Annotated in this window: 15 protein-coding genes; 11 read left to right on the top strand and 4 right to left on the bottom strand. The window is 48.3% G+C overall.

The window, feature by feature from the left end; genetic code table 11:
* The first annotated feature begins 16 nt into the window (after positions 1-16).
* The 9 genes from IRJ16_RS05445 to IRJ16_RS05405 all read left to right on the top strand — a co-directional run bounded on the left by IRJ16_RS05445 (position 17) and on the right by IRJ16_RS05405 (position 7,411).
* On the top strand, positions 17-568 hold the full coding sequence (locus IRJ16_RS05445; RefSeq protein ID WP_194110515.1) for an RNA polymerase sigma factor: 552 nt from the start codon (positions 17-19) through the stop codon (positions 566-568).
* Between the two features lies 1 nt (position 569).
* Entirely contained in the window at positions 570-1,397 is an 828-nt protein-coding gene (locus IRJ16_RS05440) for an anti-sigma factor (RefSeq protein WP_194110514.1), read from the top strand.
* A gap of 207 nt (positions 1,398-1,604) precedes the next feature.
* Complete coding sequence (gene pnuC / locus IRJ16_RS05435) at positions 1,605-2,234, top strand: nicotinamide riboside transporter PnuC (RefSeq protein ID WP_194110513.1); 630 nt, start codon at positions 1,605-1,607, stop codon at positions 2,232-2,234.
* 73 nt (positions 2,235-2,307) lie between these two features.
* A complete protein-coding gene (locus tag IRJ16_RS05430) occupies positions 2,308-2,685 on the top strand; it encodes an HYC_CC_PP family protein (protein ID WP_194110512.1) in 378 nt (125 codons plus the stop codon).
* An 86-nt stretch (positions 2,686-2,771) separates the two neighbouring features.
* Positions 2,772-3,266: a heavy-metal-associated domain-containing protein gene (locus IRJ16_RS05425; RefSeq protein ID WP_194110511.1), complete on the top strand. Its 495-nt coding sequence runs from the start codon at positions 2,772-2,774 to the stop codon at positions 3,264-3,266.
* 11 nt (positions 3,267-3,277) lie between these two features.
* A complete protein-coding gene (locus tag IRJ16_RS05420; RefSeq protein ID WP_194110510.1) occupies positions 3,278-4,087 on the top strand; it encodes a hypothetical protein in 810 nt (269 codons plus the stop codon).
* Between the two features lie 11 nt (positions 4,088-4,098).
* Positions 4,099-5,499 carry a hypothetical protein gene (locus tag IRJ16_RS05415; protein ID WP_194110509.1) on the top strand — a complete coding sequence of 467 codons (1,401 nt, stop codon included), beginning with the start codon at positions 4,099-4,101 and terminating at the stop codon, positions 5,497-5,499.
* 33 nt (positions 5,500-5,532) lie between these two features.
* The gene (locus tag IRJ16_RS05410; RefSeq protein ID WP_194110508.1) at positions 5,533-6,666 is read left to right on the top strand and encodes an NAD(P)/FAD-dependent oxidoreductase; all 1,134 of its coding nucleotides are present in this window, start codon (positions 5,533-5,535) and stop codon (positions 6,664-6,666) included.
* A 169-nt stretch (positions 6,667-6,835) separates the two neighbouring features.
* Positions 6,836-7,411: an AAA family ATPase gene (locus IRJ16_RS05405; protein WP_194110507.1), complete on the top strand. Its 576-nt coding sequence runs from the start codon at positions 6,836-6,838 to the stop codon at positions 7,409-7,411.
* A gap of 168 nt (positions 7,412-7,579) precedes the next feature.
* Here the strand turns inward: IRJ16_RS05405 and IRJ16_RS05400 are convergent, their stop codons facing one another.
* The 3 genes from IRJ16_RS05400 to IRJ16_RS23110 all read right to left on the bottom strand — a co-directional run bounded on the left by IRJ16_RS05400 (position 7,580) and on the right by IRJ16_RS23110 (position 9,812).
* Positions 7,580-7,936, bottom strand: a complete 357-nt coding sequence (locus IRJ16_RS05400; protein ID WP_194110506.1) for a bactofilin family protein — start codon at positions 7,934-7,936, stop codon at positions 7,580-7,582.
* The gene (locus IRJ16_RS05395) at positions 7,936-8,805 is read right to left on the bottom strand and encodes a M23 family metallopeptidase (protein ID WP_194110505.1); all 870 of its coding nucleotides are present in this window, start codon (positions 8,803-8,805) and stop codon (positions 7,936-7,938) included. Before IRJ16_RS05395 ends, IRJ16_RS05400 begins: the two co-directional genes overlap by 1 nt.
* A 128-nt stretch (positions 8,806-8,933) precedes the next feature.
* Positions 8,934-9,812: a M23 family metallopeptidase gene (locus tag IRJ16_RS23110; RefSeq protein WP_290246067.1), complete on the bottom strand. Its 879-nt coding sequence runs from the start codon at positions 9,810-9,812 to the stop codon at positions 8,934-8,936.
* Between the two features lie 178 nt (positions 9,813-9,990).
* On the opposite strand from IRJ16_RS23110, the gene IRJ16_RS05385 reads away from it, so the two are divergent.
* Both IRJ16_RS05385 and IRJ16_RS05380 read left to right on the top strand, forming a co-directional pair.
* The gene (locus IRJ16_RS05385; RefSeq protein ID WP_194110911.1) at positions 9,991-10,401 is read left to right on the top strand and encodes a BrxA/BrxB family bacilliredoxin; all 411 of its coding nucleotides are present in this window, start codon (positions 9,991-9,993) and stop codon (positions 10,399-10,401) included.
* Between the two features lie 306 nt (positions 10,402-10,707).
* Positions 10,708-13,197, top strand: a complete 2,490-nt coding sequence (locus IRJ16_RS05380) for a M1 family metallopeptidase (RefSeq protein ID WP_228079876.1) — start codon at positions 10,708-10,710, stop codon at positions 13,195-13,197.
* 398 nt (positions 13,198-13,595) lie between these two features.
* Here IRJ16_RS05380 and IRJ16_RS05375 read toward each other — a convergent pair whose 3' ends face one another.
* Positions 13,596-16,397 (bottom strand): OstA-like protein, encoded by a 2,802-nt coding sequence (locus IRJ16_RS05375; protein WP_228079874.1) that lies wholly within the window; start codon positions 16,395-16,397, stop codon positions 13,596-13,598.
* Positions 16,398-16,405: the final 8 nt, after the last annotated feature.

Below are 16,405 nucleotides of genomic sequence, written 5' to 3'. Positions count from 1 at the left end.
CTATAGTTAAACCCACTTGAGCAAGAAGCGGAAAATATCCTTATCGGAAGAAGAATTGGTGCAGGCTTTGCGCAACCGTGAAAAGATCGCGGCCGAAGCTTTGTACGATATGTATTCCGCATCGCTATACGGCGTAATTTTCCGTATAGTTAATGAAACCTCTCTTGCCGAAGACATCCTGCAGGAAACTTTTGTAAAAATATGGCAGTCTTTTTCAGGCTACAGTCCCGAAAAAGGCCGTCTGTTCACCTGGATGGTCAACATCGCCCGCAATCTCTCTATCGATAAAGTAAGGTCTAAAGATTTTCGTAATCAAAATAAAAACCAAGACATCGAAAACACCGTAAATTTAATCGACGAGCAAAATAGTACGGTTTATAAGCCCGAGTTATTGGGTGTTAAAGATCTGGTCAAAACGCTACGACCCGAGCAGCGATCGATCCTTGAATTAGTTTATTTTAAAGGTTATACGCACGTAGAGGTTGCCGAAGAGCTTGGCATCCCTCTGGGTACGGTAAAAACTCGTTTACGAATGGCTATACAAGAACTGAGAAAGCATTTTAACTAAAGTGAAAGACGCAAAGGCATATATAGAGACGGGGATACTTGAACTTTACGTTCTGGGAGACATCAGCCATGACGAAAAGTTAGAGGTGGAGGCAATGGCCGAACAGCACCCAACTGTGAAAGCCGAGCTGAGAGAGATAGAGCGCTCTATAGAATTATTCGCTGCCGAGCACGCCATGGAACCTAACGAGGACCTGCGCGACCGCATACTGAACGGCTTATTGACCAACTTTGCCGATGACAATACTTTTGCCCCTTCTCACCGATCGGTTGCAGAGGAAGCGAAAGTGGTAACGATGACCCCGCCTCAAAATAATTTTTACAAATACGCCTTCGCGGCCTGCTTGGCTTTACTGATAGCAAGCACGGTAGTACTGTATAATTTGTATAACAGATTAGAGGAAACCAATACCCGCATGCTGGCCCTTAGTGCGCAAAGCCAGCAATACAGCAACACGGTGAGCATGAAAGAGGAGCAGTTAAAAGTGTTCCGCGATACGTCTTACCGCGTATTCAATCTGCAAGGGCAGGGCAAAACGCCTGATGCTGCAATGTCTGTAGCCTGGAGCCCGAACCACAAAAAGGTGATCATTGATCTGGATGGATTGAATCTTCCTGCAAACGATGCCGAACACCAATACCAACTTTGGGCTATTGTTGATGGCAAACCGGTAGATCTGGGTGTGTTTGATGCAGAAGCGGACCCGAAAGAATTTATGAAGGTAATGAAGTCGGTAGATAAGCCACAGGCCTTCGCCGTAACGTTAGAAAAACGTGGCGGAGTGCCACAACCGACCATGGCTAACCTCACGGTTATCAGGGCGATATAAAAAACTTTTAAAAAACTGTAACTATTTGATTAGTTCTGCGTCTTATGGAATAGAAGCGTATTTCGTTCTTTATAAGATCAGTTAATAGTTAGTGAAACCGCCTGCATGATACCTGCAGGCGGTTTTTTTATGCCTGTAAAGTTCGGGCTCCGTATCAAGATAAATTAGGCTGATAAGCCATACGGATGTGTTATCTTCGGGATAATAATGCATCAACTGACAGAAGCCTTACAACAATGGTGGCTGGCCCTCACCTGGCCCGAGATCGTAGCGGTGATCACGGGCTCGGCGTGCGTTTATCTGGCAGCCATTAACAATATCTGGAACTGGCCCATCGCCATCATCAGCACGGTCATCTCTGTTTATGTAATGGCCAAAACAGGCTTCTATGCCGATATGCTGCAATATTGCTATTTAACGGTCATTAACGTTTACGGCTGGGTGATCTGGACAAAGCGGAAGGGTGACGATAAACGCCCGATTGTCAGGATCAGCCGAAAACAGATCATTTGGTCGATAGTAGCCGTTGTTATGATCAGCCCAATATTGGGTTTCACGCTTATCAAATTCTCCGCAGCATTAAAGTATAACCCGCCGGCATATCCTTATCTGGATAGTTTTTGCACGGTAGTGAGCCTGGCAGCCCAGGTATTAATGGCTCGTAAGGTTTTGGAGAACTGGCTGATCTGGGTTTTTGTCGACATTGTTTATGTTGGCATTTATGGGACTAAGGGCGTGCTTGCCTTCGCGTTCATGTTCTTTATTTATACCATCGTGGCCGCCTGGGGGTATGTAGATTGGCACCGGATCTATTTAAAACAAGCCAAAAGGGCCTAACCATCAATTATTTATACAGTTAGCTATAATTTATTTGGAGGGGGATCGTTATCACCCTAACTTTGCCTGTAATATGATCAAGAGAATAAGTGTATTGGCCATTTTGTTGCTGTACTTTGGTACATCGACCGGCTTTGCGCTTAATTTGCACTATTGCGGCAAAATGCTGGCATCGGTCAAGATCAATGCCCCGTCTAAAAAATGCGGTCCTGTAAAAATGAAATGCTGCCACGATAAGAGCGTGGAAGTAAAAGTAAAGGACGCGCATAAAGCCTCGGCAGAAAGCTCCAAAAATGCTGACCCCGTAGTTTTTGACTTGCCTAAGTTCTTATACCAGAACTTCATTGCGCCGTTAAAAACATTCGACCAGCCTGCCCAACCTAAACGCGGCCCGCCCGATGCCCTCTGCGCCGTCCCCGTTTATATCAAGAACTGCACTTACCGTATTTGATCCGTCGCTAATTATTCCTGTCCAAACTGTTGGCTATGGTTTTGCCGTATGCCCATCTGTACAATTTTAATTATCCCGACGACATTATGAAATTTCTTAAAGCAACCATACTGCTGTTAGCCCTTACCTCGGCTACAGCCAAAGCCCAATTTACCAAAGCCGAAGTACAAGTAAGCGGCCTAACCTGCTCCATGTGCAGCAAAGCGACCGAGAAAGCCTTGCGTACATTAGACTTTATCGGCGACATTAAGCCCGACCTTAACCGCAACGTTTTCACCCTCACATTTAAGGGCGGCGCTCCCGTTAACCTGGAGATGATCAGCAAAAAAGTGCAGGGCGCGGGTTTCTTTGTAAACAACCTTAAAGCTACTTTTAACTTCGCTAACCAAAAACTGAACGGCAATAGCTTCAGCTATGCCGGCGATACTTTTTTGATAGTGGACGGTGCCGAAAAAGCTCCGAACGGCCCGATGCCGGTCACTGTGGTTGATAAAGGTTTCGCGCCCGTATCGGTCTACAAAAAATACGCCGCGCAAACCGCCGATGTTAAAAGCGGCAAAGTTTACCGCGTAACTATTTAAGCTTTATTTTGATGATAAAGCGATCATTAATGGCGCTGATGCTGATAGCATCGGCCCAGTCCCTGTGGGCACAGGAGTTGTACGTGAACACCGAACCGGCCAGCAATATGCCCGCCCGTTCATTAGCGCTCCGTGCAGAAGGGCAGGCCTTCAGCGCCAACGGCAAACTGCGCGACCGTGGCACCATCGAGATGATGTATGGCGCTAACAAAGATCTGATGCTGCATTTGGCCGGTTATGCATCCAACTTTAACACTCCCGGCCGCCACTTTGAGGGTGGGAGCGTTTATGCCAAGTACCGCTTCTTTTCTGTAGATACCGTGCAGCGTCATCTGCGTGGAGCGGTGTTCGCCAAGGCGGCGAGCATCAGCAACCCTTTTATTAATCAGGAGATCAGCTTAGAGGGTGATAACTCGGGGATGCAAGGCGGCGTGATCATTACTCAATTGATACATAAGTTGGCAATATCCGGGTCGGCAAGTTATATCCGGGGGTTCGATAATCGTGGTAGCTACGTAATGCCTGTAGCAAACTCCCGGGATGCTTTAGCATATTCGCTTTCTGCCGGATACCTGCTGCTGCCGAAAACTTATACCGATTACGACCAGGTAAATGTCAACTTGTATCTGGAACTTTTAGGCAAAACCAATCCCGGCTATGGGCAAAGCTATCTTGATGCAGCTCCCGCCGTGCAATTCATATTTAACAGTGTATTCCGTGCAGATGCGTCGTACCGAACACCGATCTATGGCAACATGACCCGCAATACCCAAAACATGTTTTTGGTGCGGTTGGAATACAATTTATTCAACGTGTTTTAAACTACCACACTATGAAAAAACAGATCATCATATATATCATCCTGCTATCGGCCACGGGCGTATTCGCCCAAAACAAACCGATGGACCACTCCATGCACAATATGGGCGGCATGGAAATGAAGAAAGACACCACGCCAAAAACCATGGATCATTCGGCACATGGCGCACCTATGAGCAGCAGCTACTCCAAAGATCTGCCCATGAACCGCGACGGTTCCGGTACATCATGGCAGCCCGACGCAAGCCCGATGTATGCTTACATGTTCCACGGTAAAAAGTGGATGAGCATGTTGCACGGCAGCGTTTATGCCCGCTATAACCGTCAGGATGTATTTAACTCCGGCAGCCGCGGGGCTTATCGTTTTGATGCGCCAAATATGTTAATGGGGATGACCCAGCGCAACATCGGCAAGAACGGGCTGTTCGCCGTGCATGCCATGTTATCCTTAGATCCGTTCACCGTTGGCAATGGCGGTTATCCATTACTATATCAAAGCGGCGAGGCTTACAAAGGCAGCAAACTGGTGGATAAGCAACACCCGCACGATCTGTTCTCTGCCCTGACTGTTAGTTACGCGCAACACATCGCTAAAGATGCAGATGCTTATATTTCCTTCGGATATCCCGGAGAACCTGCGCTTGGTCCGCCGGTGTTCATGCACCGTTTATCAGCCTTGAGCAACCCTGATGCACCGCTATCGCACCATTATGCCGATGCTACACATATTACTTTCGGGACAACCACTTTGGGTTTCCGGTATAAGGATGTGAAGATAGAAGGTTCGGTATTTACCGGCCGCGAGCCAAATGAAAAACGATACGACTTTGATGAACCTAAGTTCGATTCTTACTCGGTGCGCTTGTCTTACAATCCATCAAAAGAGTGGGCCTTACAGGTGTCTAACGGCTGGCTGCACAGTCCGGAAGAATTGGACCCGCATGATAACGTCACCAGAACAACAGCATCGGCCATCTACACTAAAATGTTAAGCGACGACAGTTTCATCGCCAGCACCTTTGTGTACGGGCAGAATAACGCCCATGGGAAGACCCGTCCTTCGGCCTTATTAGAGAGCACGCTACAGTTATCAAAGACCGCCATTTACGGCCGTTATGAACTGGTAAGCAAAGATGCGAACGAATTAGATCTGCTGACCACCTTACCGACCAACCCCACGCTCAACATCAACGCGCTCACGCTGGGTGCAAGCCGCATACTCGGCAGTTTTAAAAAGACCGACCTGCGGGCCGGCCTGCAAGCCACGGCCAATTTTTCGCCAAATGAAGTGCGCTCACTTTACGGGACAGCCCCAATGGCCGTACAGGTTTACCTGAGGATTAGCCCGGCGATGATGAAGATGGGCGGTAAGCATAAAATGCCCATGAAGGATACCGGTAAGATGGTGATGTAGGTCTCCGAAAGCAAAATTGCTTAACTTGGCCTTATGGATAACTTCTCGTATTGGGAACGGACAGCTTTTACCGGTCGGGCCGATGTGATCATCGTTGGCAGCGGGTTGGTGGGCTTAAGTGCCGCGCTTTCCATCAAGCAACAGCATCCTGATAAGCTCGTTTTGGTGTTAGAGCGCGGTTTCCTGCCCAGCGGAGCAAGTACCAAAAATGCCGGCTTCGCCTGTTTTGGTACGGCATCCGAATTATTAGATAACATCCAACGCTCATCACCCGAAGAAGCCCTTAAATTGGTCGACTATAAATGGCGCGGGCTGCAACGCCTGCGCCAAAATTTAGGCGATGATAATATCCGCTATCATCAGCACGGGGGTTACGAATTATTCCTTGATCATGAACAGGCCGAAGCCGACTCAATCATCGAACAACTGCCTTATCTGAATGACCTGCTCAGGCCGCTATTCAAAACCGACGTTTATCAAGCAGCCGACCAAACAGTCGGCCACTTTGGCTTCAAAAGTGTTAAGCGTATGATATACAACCTTTTCGAGGGACAGATACACACCGGTTACATGATGCGGACGCTGTTGCATAAGGTTTATCAGACCGGCACCATCGTACTGAATAATTGTACGGTGACAGATATCAAAACTGAAGACAAAGGCGTGCAGATCGAAACAGATCAGGGCGTATTCCAGGCCGGGAAAGTGATCTTAGCCACCAACGCTTTCGCCAAAGATCTTTATCCAGAACTGGATGTCATCCCCGGTCGCGGGCAAGTGCTGGTCACCAAACCGATCCCAGGGTTGAAACTGAAAGGCACCTATCACTTTAACGAGGGCTATTACTATTTTAGGAACATCGACGATCGCATTCTTTTCGGTGGCGGCCGTAATATCGACTTTGCGGCAGAAGAAACGACGGACTTCGGTCATACCGAAGCTGTACAGCAACAATTGCTTACTTATCTTCGCGAAGTGATCGCGCCCGGGCAGCCGACCGAACCGGACATTTGGTGGAGCGGGATCATGGGTTTTGGCGAGCAGCTGTCGCCGCTCATTAAAGAGGTTAGGCCGAATGTGTATTGCGCGGTCCGGTGCAATGGTATGGGTGTTGCAATGGGTAGTTTGGTGGGGGAAGAGGTGGCAATGTTGGCGATGCAACCTTAAACGAAAATGTCATCCTGAGGAACGAAGGACCTTCGCTACCATGCTAAACGGACCATGCATATCCGTTAAACCAAGTGGTGAAGGTCCTTCGTTCCTCAGGATGACAAGGTGGTAAATAGAGCTTTAGTCGACGGCTATATTCCCCAAGGAGAGATCTAAAAAAAGAACAATGAGTCAACTCAACAATATAAAAAATTCTACTCCTCCTTCAGGGGGCGAGCGGGCAAAGATCGCCATCGTAGGTCCGGAATCTACCGGTAAATCTACTATGTCGGCTTATTTGGCTGAGCATTACCACACCATTTGGGTGCCGGAATTCGCACGCGATTACTGTGCCGCGCTAACCGCCCCGCCGACCATTGAGGATGAGGTTGCCATGTTCCGTGGACAGATCGCACTGGAAAAAGAAATGGCGCCGAAGACCAACGGGATACTGATATGCGATACCACATTCATCACCGTAAAGATCTGGAGCGACGCTTTTTTTGGCTATACCCCGCAAGAGGTATTGGACGAGTTGCCCAAACATCATTATGATCTTTACTTGCTTTTAGATATCGACCTGCCCTGGCAGGACGACCCGCTACGCGATTTCCCCGACCAGCGCGAGCATTTTATGAATGTTTGGCACAAGGAATTGCAGGCGCTTAACGCAAACTACGTAGTGATATCCGGAACGGGGCAGGAACGGTACGATAGCGCGGTAGCGGCGATAGATGAGTTTTTGGAGCAGAAGGGACAGTAAGTTTTTTTAATCCCTCCTTGGGGAGGGGCGTGGGAGGTAAGAGCGTGAGTAGGGAGGGGTTAAACACAATGCAAAGCGGCGAAACCCCTCCCTGCCTTTTTCATCACAAGCCATTGCACCCCTCTCCAAGGAGGGATGTGAAAATATCCGAAAATGTTTGTGTGACTTCTAAACACTCATACTCAGCGTACCGTTGTACACCGCGCCTGAGTCCATTTGGATGCTGTTGGTTTTGATATTGCCTTTGATCTTGCCGGTGCTGCGTATCTCTAAGGCTTCGGCGGTCACGTCGCCGTCCACGATGCCGTAAACTACTATTTGTTTGGTATTCACGTTGCCTTTAACGCTGCCCTTTTCACCCAGGATCATGCCGCCTTCTATGGTTACGTTACCGTTTATCTGGCCGTCTACACGTACAAAGCCGGGGGCTTTAAATGTACCGTCGATGACCGAACCCTCGCTGATGATGCTGGATATGGGCTGCTCATCTATGCCCTTATGCTGTTGATTTTTAAACAGGGCCATTAGTTGCTGATAGAAAGGAATTTTACCGGGTTGATGGGCTTACCATCGCGGCGTACCTCGTAATGCAAGTGGCTGCCGGTGCTATGACCTGTCGAACCTACTTTACCTACCACATCGCCTACGGTCACTTTTTGACCCTCGCGTACGGTGATCTTTGACAAATGTCCATACAGCGTCTCGAGGTTGTTAGCATGACGGATACGCACACAGTTACCATAACCACCGAACCAGCCCGCGTGTACAATAGTACCTGTAGCTGTTGCCTTAACCGGATCGCCATGGTTGCCTTTAAAATCGATACCGGGATGATACTCGGCACGCGCCCCGTTAAACGGATCGCTACGGTAACCAAAAATGGAGTTGAAAGAACTTAAACGCGGGTAACCCATTGGGGTGTAGGCAATGGTTTTTGCCAGGCGGCCTAAGTATTCGTCATATAAGGTGTATTTTTCTTTATCGGTCAGGTCCTCTTCTTCGTGTTTGCCGCCGCTGCCGCCAACTTTTTTGTTGCTGAAGCCCGGCAGGCCGCGTTTACGTAAATAAGAGTTGATGGTCTGCAGTTTATTTTCGATCGCCTGGATGTAGGTTTGGGCACTCTGGGTCTCTTTGGCGTTGCTTTCAACGGTGGCCATGTGGCCTTTCAGTTTGGTGATCTGGGCGATCAGCTGTTGCTTTTCCGCGTCCTTTTGTTGGTTTTGTCCGTGCAGATAAAAAATGCTCAACGTAAGAGAGACCACCAATAACAGGATGCCTGTAACGTAATGCCAAAAACGGCTGATATGCTTGGTGTTTACCTGTATGGTTTTAGCGCCAACCCGATCTTTATTCAAGATCATGATGGTACTAATATCTTTCTTTTTCGACTTCATTATTTCAAAATTGCAACGTTTAGGACGTGCAATATAGGGCTTGCCGAGCCAATATTCCTAATTAATCTGCGTAAAAATAGCCTTACACATGCCGTTTATTGCTGAGGTTAAAGCACTTAACCTATTGGTTAATTCAGGCTTAGATATTCCTTAGGGTTTACGGCTTTTCCGTTCCGGCGCACCTCATAATGCAAGTGTGCCGCGGTAGAGCGCCCGGTTGAACCGACCTTACCGATCAGTTGCCCAACACTTACCTGTTGACCCTCGCGAACATTTATCTTAGAGAGGTGACCATACAAGGTCATGATGCCGTTGATATGTTTAATGCGGACACAGTTACCGTAACCACCTGCCTTTCCGGCAAACTCTACCGTACCGGCAGCGGTGCATTTTACCGGGTCACCTGTCTTGCCCTTAAAATCTATCCCCGGATGGAATTCCTTATTACCGAACCCGAACGGGTTGCCACGGTGACCGAACAGCGAGGTGAAAGCGCTGATCCTTGGGTAACCCATCGGCATCAAACTCACATTACTCACCAGGCGAGAGAGGTAGCTATCGTACTTAGAAAATATCTTCTCGGCCGCTACTTTGCTGTCTCCGCCGGTCTTCACTTTTTTGAAAGAGAAACCGCGCAAGCCGCGTTTAGATAAGTAATTATTAATGGTGGTCAGCTTTTTCTCGATCGCGCCAATGTAGGTCATAGCCTTTTCGTCGCTGCTGAGTTGTTTGTTGGTGACAGAGTCAAGCGCCGAGCTGGTTTTATTCATTTGCTGATTTAACACACTGATCTGGGCCATCAGCTGCGCCTTTTCGGCCTCTTGTACCTTGTTCTTTTGCGACAGGTCGGCAATGATCCATACCATTACAGCCAGCGCTAACGACGACGTAATAGCGAAAGTTTTGAACCTCCTAAAATTCTTTGCCTTAATGGCGACGGTTTCAGAAGTGGAGCGTGATTTTTTTATAAATAAATTTTTGCTCAATAGCGTTTGCTTCAAGTTCATCCTTTAGTTTAATAAAAATTAGGGTAGTACGCTTTCTACGTAAGTGTTGGTTAACAAGTTACTGTAAAAGATAATTTTAACGAAAGTCAACCCATTGTTATTATTTATCGCCGAAAATAAAATGTGTTAATGTTTTGATATTTTTGCACTTGTAAATTTAAAAAGAACAAACACTATGATGTATCCAGAATATTTAGTTGCCCCAATGCGCGAGGACCTGACCAAAGTTGGTTTCACCGAATTAAAAGATGCCGAAGCTGTAACTGCCGCTATTGAAAGCGAAGGTACCGTTTTTGTAATGGTGAACTCGGTTTGCGGTTGCGCCGCCGCTAACGCCCGCCCTGCCGCTAAAATGGCATCGGCACACGGTAAACACCCGGATAGATTGGTGACCGTTTTTGCCGGTATGGAAAAAGAAGCGGTTGATAAAGCCCGTGGTTATATGGCCCCTTACCCGCCATCATCTCCGTCAATGGCGCTGTTCAAAGATGGTAAATTGGTACACATCATCGAGCGTTACCAAATTGAAGGCCGCCCTGCCCAAATGATCGCTGATAATTTGATCGATGCGTTTGAGCAGTATTGCTAATCAGGTCGGTGATCGGTGACTGGTTGATCAGTGACCGGTTATGATATTGAACGCTCCGCATTTGCGGGGCGTTTTTTTGTTAAGTCCCTCCCTGGGGAGGGGTGCGGTTGGCTCGTGTTGAAATGGCAGGGAGGGGAGATCAGCTATGCATTGTGGCAAAACCCCTCCCTGCTCCCGCTCATTCCCTGCACACCCCTCCCCAAGGAGGGATTGAATCCCCCCGGGTGATTCCCGCACATCACATATCGATGTGAATATTCAGCCTTTTAGCGCAAAAGCCCTACTTTAGCGTTTTACAAAACACAGATGACAAAACTGAACACGATAGCCGCCGCTTTTATGGCGGTGGCGGGCGTTGCTACTATCGGCGCGCCGGCTTTTGCACAAGCCCCTCCGGCGGTGCCTACTACCAGTAAGGTGTACCGCGCCACGGTAGATAAGATCAACGATCTGGTGCATACCAAACTGGATGTTAAATTCGATTACAAAAAGCGTTACCTGTATGGTAAGGCCTGGATCACCCTAAAACCGCACCAGTATCCTACCGATACCTTGCGTCTGGACGCTAAAGGGATGGACATTAAGAGCATCTCGGTGATCAAAGCCGGGAGAGCTACGCCGCTTAAATACGTTTACGAGGATAGCCTGCAACTGAACATTAAGCTGGATAAGGTTTACCGTAATAACGAAAGCTATATCGTTTACATCGATTACACCTCTAAACCTAACGAGTTAAAGGCTAAAGGCAGCGCGGCCATCAGCGATGCCAAAGGGTTGTACTTTATTAACCCTGACGGTACCGAAAAGGACAAGCCGACCCAGATCTGGACACAGGGCGAGACCGAAAGTTCATCTTGCTGGTTCCCGACCATTGACAAGCCTAATCAGAAAACTACCGAAGAGATCAGCATGACCGTACAGTCTAAGTACGTTACGCTATCTAACGGTAAACTGATATCGCAAAAGAAAAATGCCGACGGTACCCGTACCGATACCTGGCAGCAGCTAAAACCGCACTCGCCATACTTATTTATGATGGCCGTGGGCGATTTTAAGATCTATCGCGATAAATGGAAAACCGTTCCGGTTGATTACTATCTGGAAGCAAAATATGCCCCATATGCTAAAGAGATCTTTGGCGACACCCCGGAGATAATCGACTTTTACTCAAAGATCTTGGGTGTTGATTACCCTTGGGACAAATATGCCCAGATCGTTTGCCGTGATTACGTGAGCGGTGCTATGGAGAATACGAGCGCTACGCTGCACGGCGAGTATGTACAAGCCACCAAACGCGAATTGCTGGACGCTTACTTTAGCCAGGGCCAAAGCACCATCGCGCACGAGTTATTCCACCAGTGGTTCGGTGATTATGTTACGGCCGAGAGCTGGAGCAACCTTACCGTTAACGAATCTTTCGCCGACTTGAGTGAGACCCTTTGGGCCGAACACAAATACGGTCAGGATGCCGGCGACGCGCATTCTTACCAGGACATGCGTAACTACATGGGCGGCAGAGGTAATGATAAAAAGGACCTGGTGCGTTTCTATTACAACGATAAAGAGGATGTTTTCGATGGTGTTACCTACCAAAAAGGTGGTACCATCCTAAATATGCTGCGCACCTATTTAGGCCGCGAGACTTTCTACAAAGGTTTGAACATCTACTTGAAGACCAATGCCTTTAAGAACGGCGAAGCTCACCAATTACGTTTGGCATTAGAAGAAGCCAGCGGTAAGGACCTGAACTGGTTCTTTAACCAATGGTACTTTGGCGCGGGTCACCCGGTAGTTACTATCGACTACAAATGGGATGCCGCAACCAAAACCCAAAGCATCTACCTGAAACAAACGCAGACCGGACAGATCTTTACCTTGCCAATGTTCGTGGATATCTACTCAGGCGGAAAAAAAACACGCCATGCTTACTGGATGAAAGACGCGTCGGATACCATCAGCTACAAACTGGATGCTAAACCGGAGTTGGTTAATGTGGACGGCGACAAAAAGATCCTATGGGCTAAAACCGACAACAAGTCGCTGGAAGAATACGTATTTCAATATTTCAACGCGCCGTTGTTTTTGGACCGTAACGAGGCATTGACCGCTGCTATTGCCAACAAGAACGACAAAGGCGCGCAGCGCGTGCTGATCGCGGCTTTAAAGGATAAATACTTTGGTTTGCAGCAACGTGCCATCTCGGCCTTAGACCCTACCAATGCCGATATCCGTGCAACTGCGCTGCCTGTCCTTAAACAATTGGCGCAAAGCGATGCTAACAATTTGGTTAAGGCTGCAGCTATTGCTGCTTTGGGTAAATTGAAAGACCAGACCAACCTGCCGTTATTTAAAACGGCATTGGGCAGCCAATCATTGTCGGTGCAGGGTGCTGCGTTTGTGGCCATGTTGCCTATCGCTAAAGATGAGGCTACCGCCGCATTAAAAACCATGGACAAAGAAAGTCAGGAAGCTTTACAAACCCCGCTGATCGGTCTTTACTTAGAGACGGGCACATCAGCCGAGTGGCCGATGATCAAAAGCAAGATCAGTGGCGATGTGCAAAATGCGCTTCCATTTTTCCGTCAGTTGCCGGGCTACCTTGGCCGTATCGATAATGCAACTTACGTGCAAGAAGGCGTCGCGATACTAAAAAATATTGGTGTGCAATTCAAGTCGCAAGGAGCTGGTCCACTTGTGATCAACTTACTGACCACGTTGAAGGCTGCCCGTGCTACAAAGAATGATAATGCTTCGGTAGCCGCCATTGATGCAGCTATTAAAGAGATCGGGAATTAAGGTCTGATCGATAATTGATGAAGCGAAAAGCCATCCCAAAAGGGTGGCTTTTCGCTTTTATGGCATTGTGCCGGGCATCAACGTGAGCTTAACGTTTTTTCCTTTGGTCGTTTGCGAGGACACAAACGACGGGGAGCGGGGCAGTCACCCTGAGCTTGTCGAAGGGCAACGTGCGCGGGGCATGGCCGATATGCATGGTCGCCTTTGCATAGTGTCAAGTCCACCGCACCATGGTTCGACAAGCTCACCATGACGGCCTGAGTTATTAGATCTGTTTGATTTTGAAGTAAATGACAAGGGCTGTCACCCTGAGCCTGTCCAGCCCAACGCACCATGGTTCGACGCGCTCACCATGACGGCCTAAACAAATAGGCAAGACCGCTTTGCTTCGCTCAATGTTACGGCTTCCTAACCGTAGTGTCCTTAACCGGCGGGGCAGCTTTCTTTGCAGCTTCTTCTTTGGCTTTCTCTTTATTTAAAGAATCTACGTACGCTTTCGGCGTAGCTGTCTTATCGCCCAAAATATTCTTAGACGAGTCTTTGCGGGCGGGAGCGGTAATCGGCTTACCCTTGGCCTTATTCAATGAATCAACTAACGCTTTAGGAGGTACCAACTTTTCGGATATTGTTTTGATCGAATCCTTTCCTGCCGTGGTGGCCGAACCTGCCTTATCAGTTGCCGATGCTGCTTTGCCTGTTGGCTTACCATCCGTGGTTGGTTTTGCTCCGGGCTTTGCTGCCGGGTCGGTGCCTTTTTTAGGGGCTACTTTTTTAGGTTCGACAGGTTTTTTTGGCGGGTTGATGATCTCTTCTTTTGATGCCGGGCGGTCCTTGGGCTTCCAGATAAAGTTCTTCAACGTTTTATCCTCCTCGGTCACCTCCTTTATCGGGGTGATCTTTTCGTCAACCTTGGTGCTGGCCATCATATTGGCCATCTCGTTATTTTTGAAATTAAAATTGAGCGTACTGCTGATGGAGCGGTACAGATCGGTCACGGCATCGGTCTTATCAGATCGTTTATTGTAAATGGTCTCGGCATTGCCGGTCACGAACACGCGCGATATCTTATTCTCTTTAAACCAGAACTGAATGCGCTTACCGCCGATCTGGTTAAAATGTGTCGAATCCTTTTTCTCTATGTAGACCACAAAGCTTTTAGGGAACACATCCATATAATCGGCCTTCTTGTTCTTCAGCTGCAAGTTGATGGTATCGCCCGATAATTGCGCGCCCTGCGTCCAATACATCGGTTTAACATAGTTGCGGATGATCGAATCGCTCGAGCTGTAGAACAACGAATCGGCACGTCCCTGCAGGTCGGCCCTAAAGATCCGCACGTTGTGGTGTGCGCTCAAGATCCGTACACGGGCGGTATCGGGCAGCTGCATTTTGGCCAGCTTTATAGAATCGGCCAGGCGCTTCGCTTTTAAAACCGAATCGGCCGCTATCTTTTTAGGATCTGGTTTAGGCTTCGGTTTAAGGTCCGGTTTTTTGGCCGGTTCAACTTTAGCCACCGTATCCTTTTTAGGCAGGTAAGGCAGCGGCCTTTCCTTGAACGGCGGATAAGCTAAATAAGGAAATTTTGGCGGGATAGTTTCCAGCACCTTAGGCAAGTTCTTTAACGTGTACGGAACTACCGGCGGAACGATCTTACGATTAGGGTCCACTATACCTGCCAGCCTGCGTTTCTCCTGTAATTCTTTCAACGTTTTAAAAGTGACCATGCGGGTCTCTAAAGTGTCTGCCCCAATAAACATGGTATCGCGCTTAATGCCGGGCGTATTTTTTGGTTTGGGATCGTTCAAATGCAGGTCGGGCCCGGTGTATACCGGGTCCGGGATCCTTGGCGGGGCTTTGGGCGTTACGTATTTTACTATCGCAGGGGCTTTAGCCGGCGCAGGTTTAACAGTTGCCGGCTTAGGTGCTGGAACGGCCACGCCAAAATTACCCACCACTTGCGTTACCGCTTTCTTTTGCGCGGACGTAACCGTCGGGGCTTTCCCGGTAACCAAAGCTTTGGTCGCTGCCCGTTTTATCGAGTCGGCCATTTTGCTGCTCGCCAATGGCATAGCCGCTTTTATAGCCGCTTGTGTCGACTTTAATTTTGCTAAAGAGTCGGCCGTTTTGATGTTAGCCGGAGTGAGCGCGTTTTTTAGTCCGGGTTGCGCGCCCATGGCCTTAGTTAACGAGTCTACCTTGTTCAATGGCAGCACCCCGGCAATACTCGCGGGGTTATCTAATAATTTACCTCCCGGCAATAAGGTAGTAGCGGTGCTGATGGCCGACGATACCCCATCGGTTATCTTAGGCGTTTTTGCCGGGTCTACCGTAGCAACTTTCTTAGTAGTATCTTTCTCTTCGGATATCAATACCACATAAGGGTTTTGAGTCACTACGGCCTTTTCCTCCTTGCGGAAATATTCGCCCAAATGCCCCTTCAAAACCATACGCTGTTCGGTATCCTCAAAAGTGATATTGCGGATGGCCTTACCGTAGCCTTTCAGCTTATCGTAAAAAAGACTGTCCCCTTTAAGCGATTTAGTGCCTTGCGAGTAGCGGTTGCGCTTGCCAAAAAAGGCCTGCTCGGTCTTGGTGTTATAGGTGCCGTTCTCGGTGTACAGGGTATCCTTGTCTTTTTTACCAAAAATGCGGGTAGGGCCGTAAAAGTAAGTGATCTTGGTACCCGAGTTATAACGCATAGTATCGGTTCGGATCAACGCGTCGGGGCCGTTGGTCACTACATCGTAACGGAAATAAACATCGCGGGTGTTGGCATAATAATACCCATTGCGACTGGTGAGGGTGTTCTCTTTATTAACGATCTTCCCGCCGTCAATATAAGTACCCACCTTGGTAGCCGTATTATAGTTGAGCCAGTTTGTGGTCAGCACCGCGTCCTTCTCCACCATTTTCACGTTCTCGGTCAGCAGCGCTATTTTGGTGTTGTCGTTATAATTCAGCTTGTCCGAGTACACGTGCAGGGTATCGCCCTGGGTGATCACCACGTGGCCAAAAGCATCAAAGGTGTTCAGCTTGGTGTACACGTAGGCGCTATCGCAGGTAAGCACCGAATATTTTTGCGTGAATGTGCCATTATAAACCTTCAACAGATCCGGCGATGCCATTACCGAACTGCTGGACCTGGTTATATTCAGGGTGTTCTTCTGCGCTATAGCCTGCACAGATAGGGTTAATAGCAAAAACGTTA

The organism is Mucilaginibacter myungsuensis (genome assembly GCF_015222005.1).
Taxonomy (GTDB): Bacteria; Bacteroidota; Bacteroidia; order Sphingobacteriales; family Sphingobacteriaceae; genus Mucilaginibacter; species Mucilaginibacter myungsuensis.
This window is presented reverse-complemented; position numbering and strand designations above follow the sequence as displayed.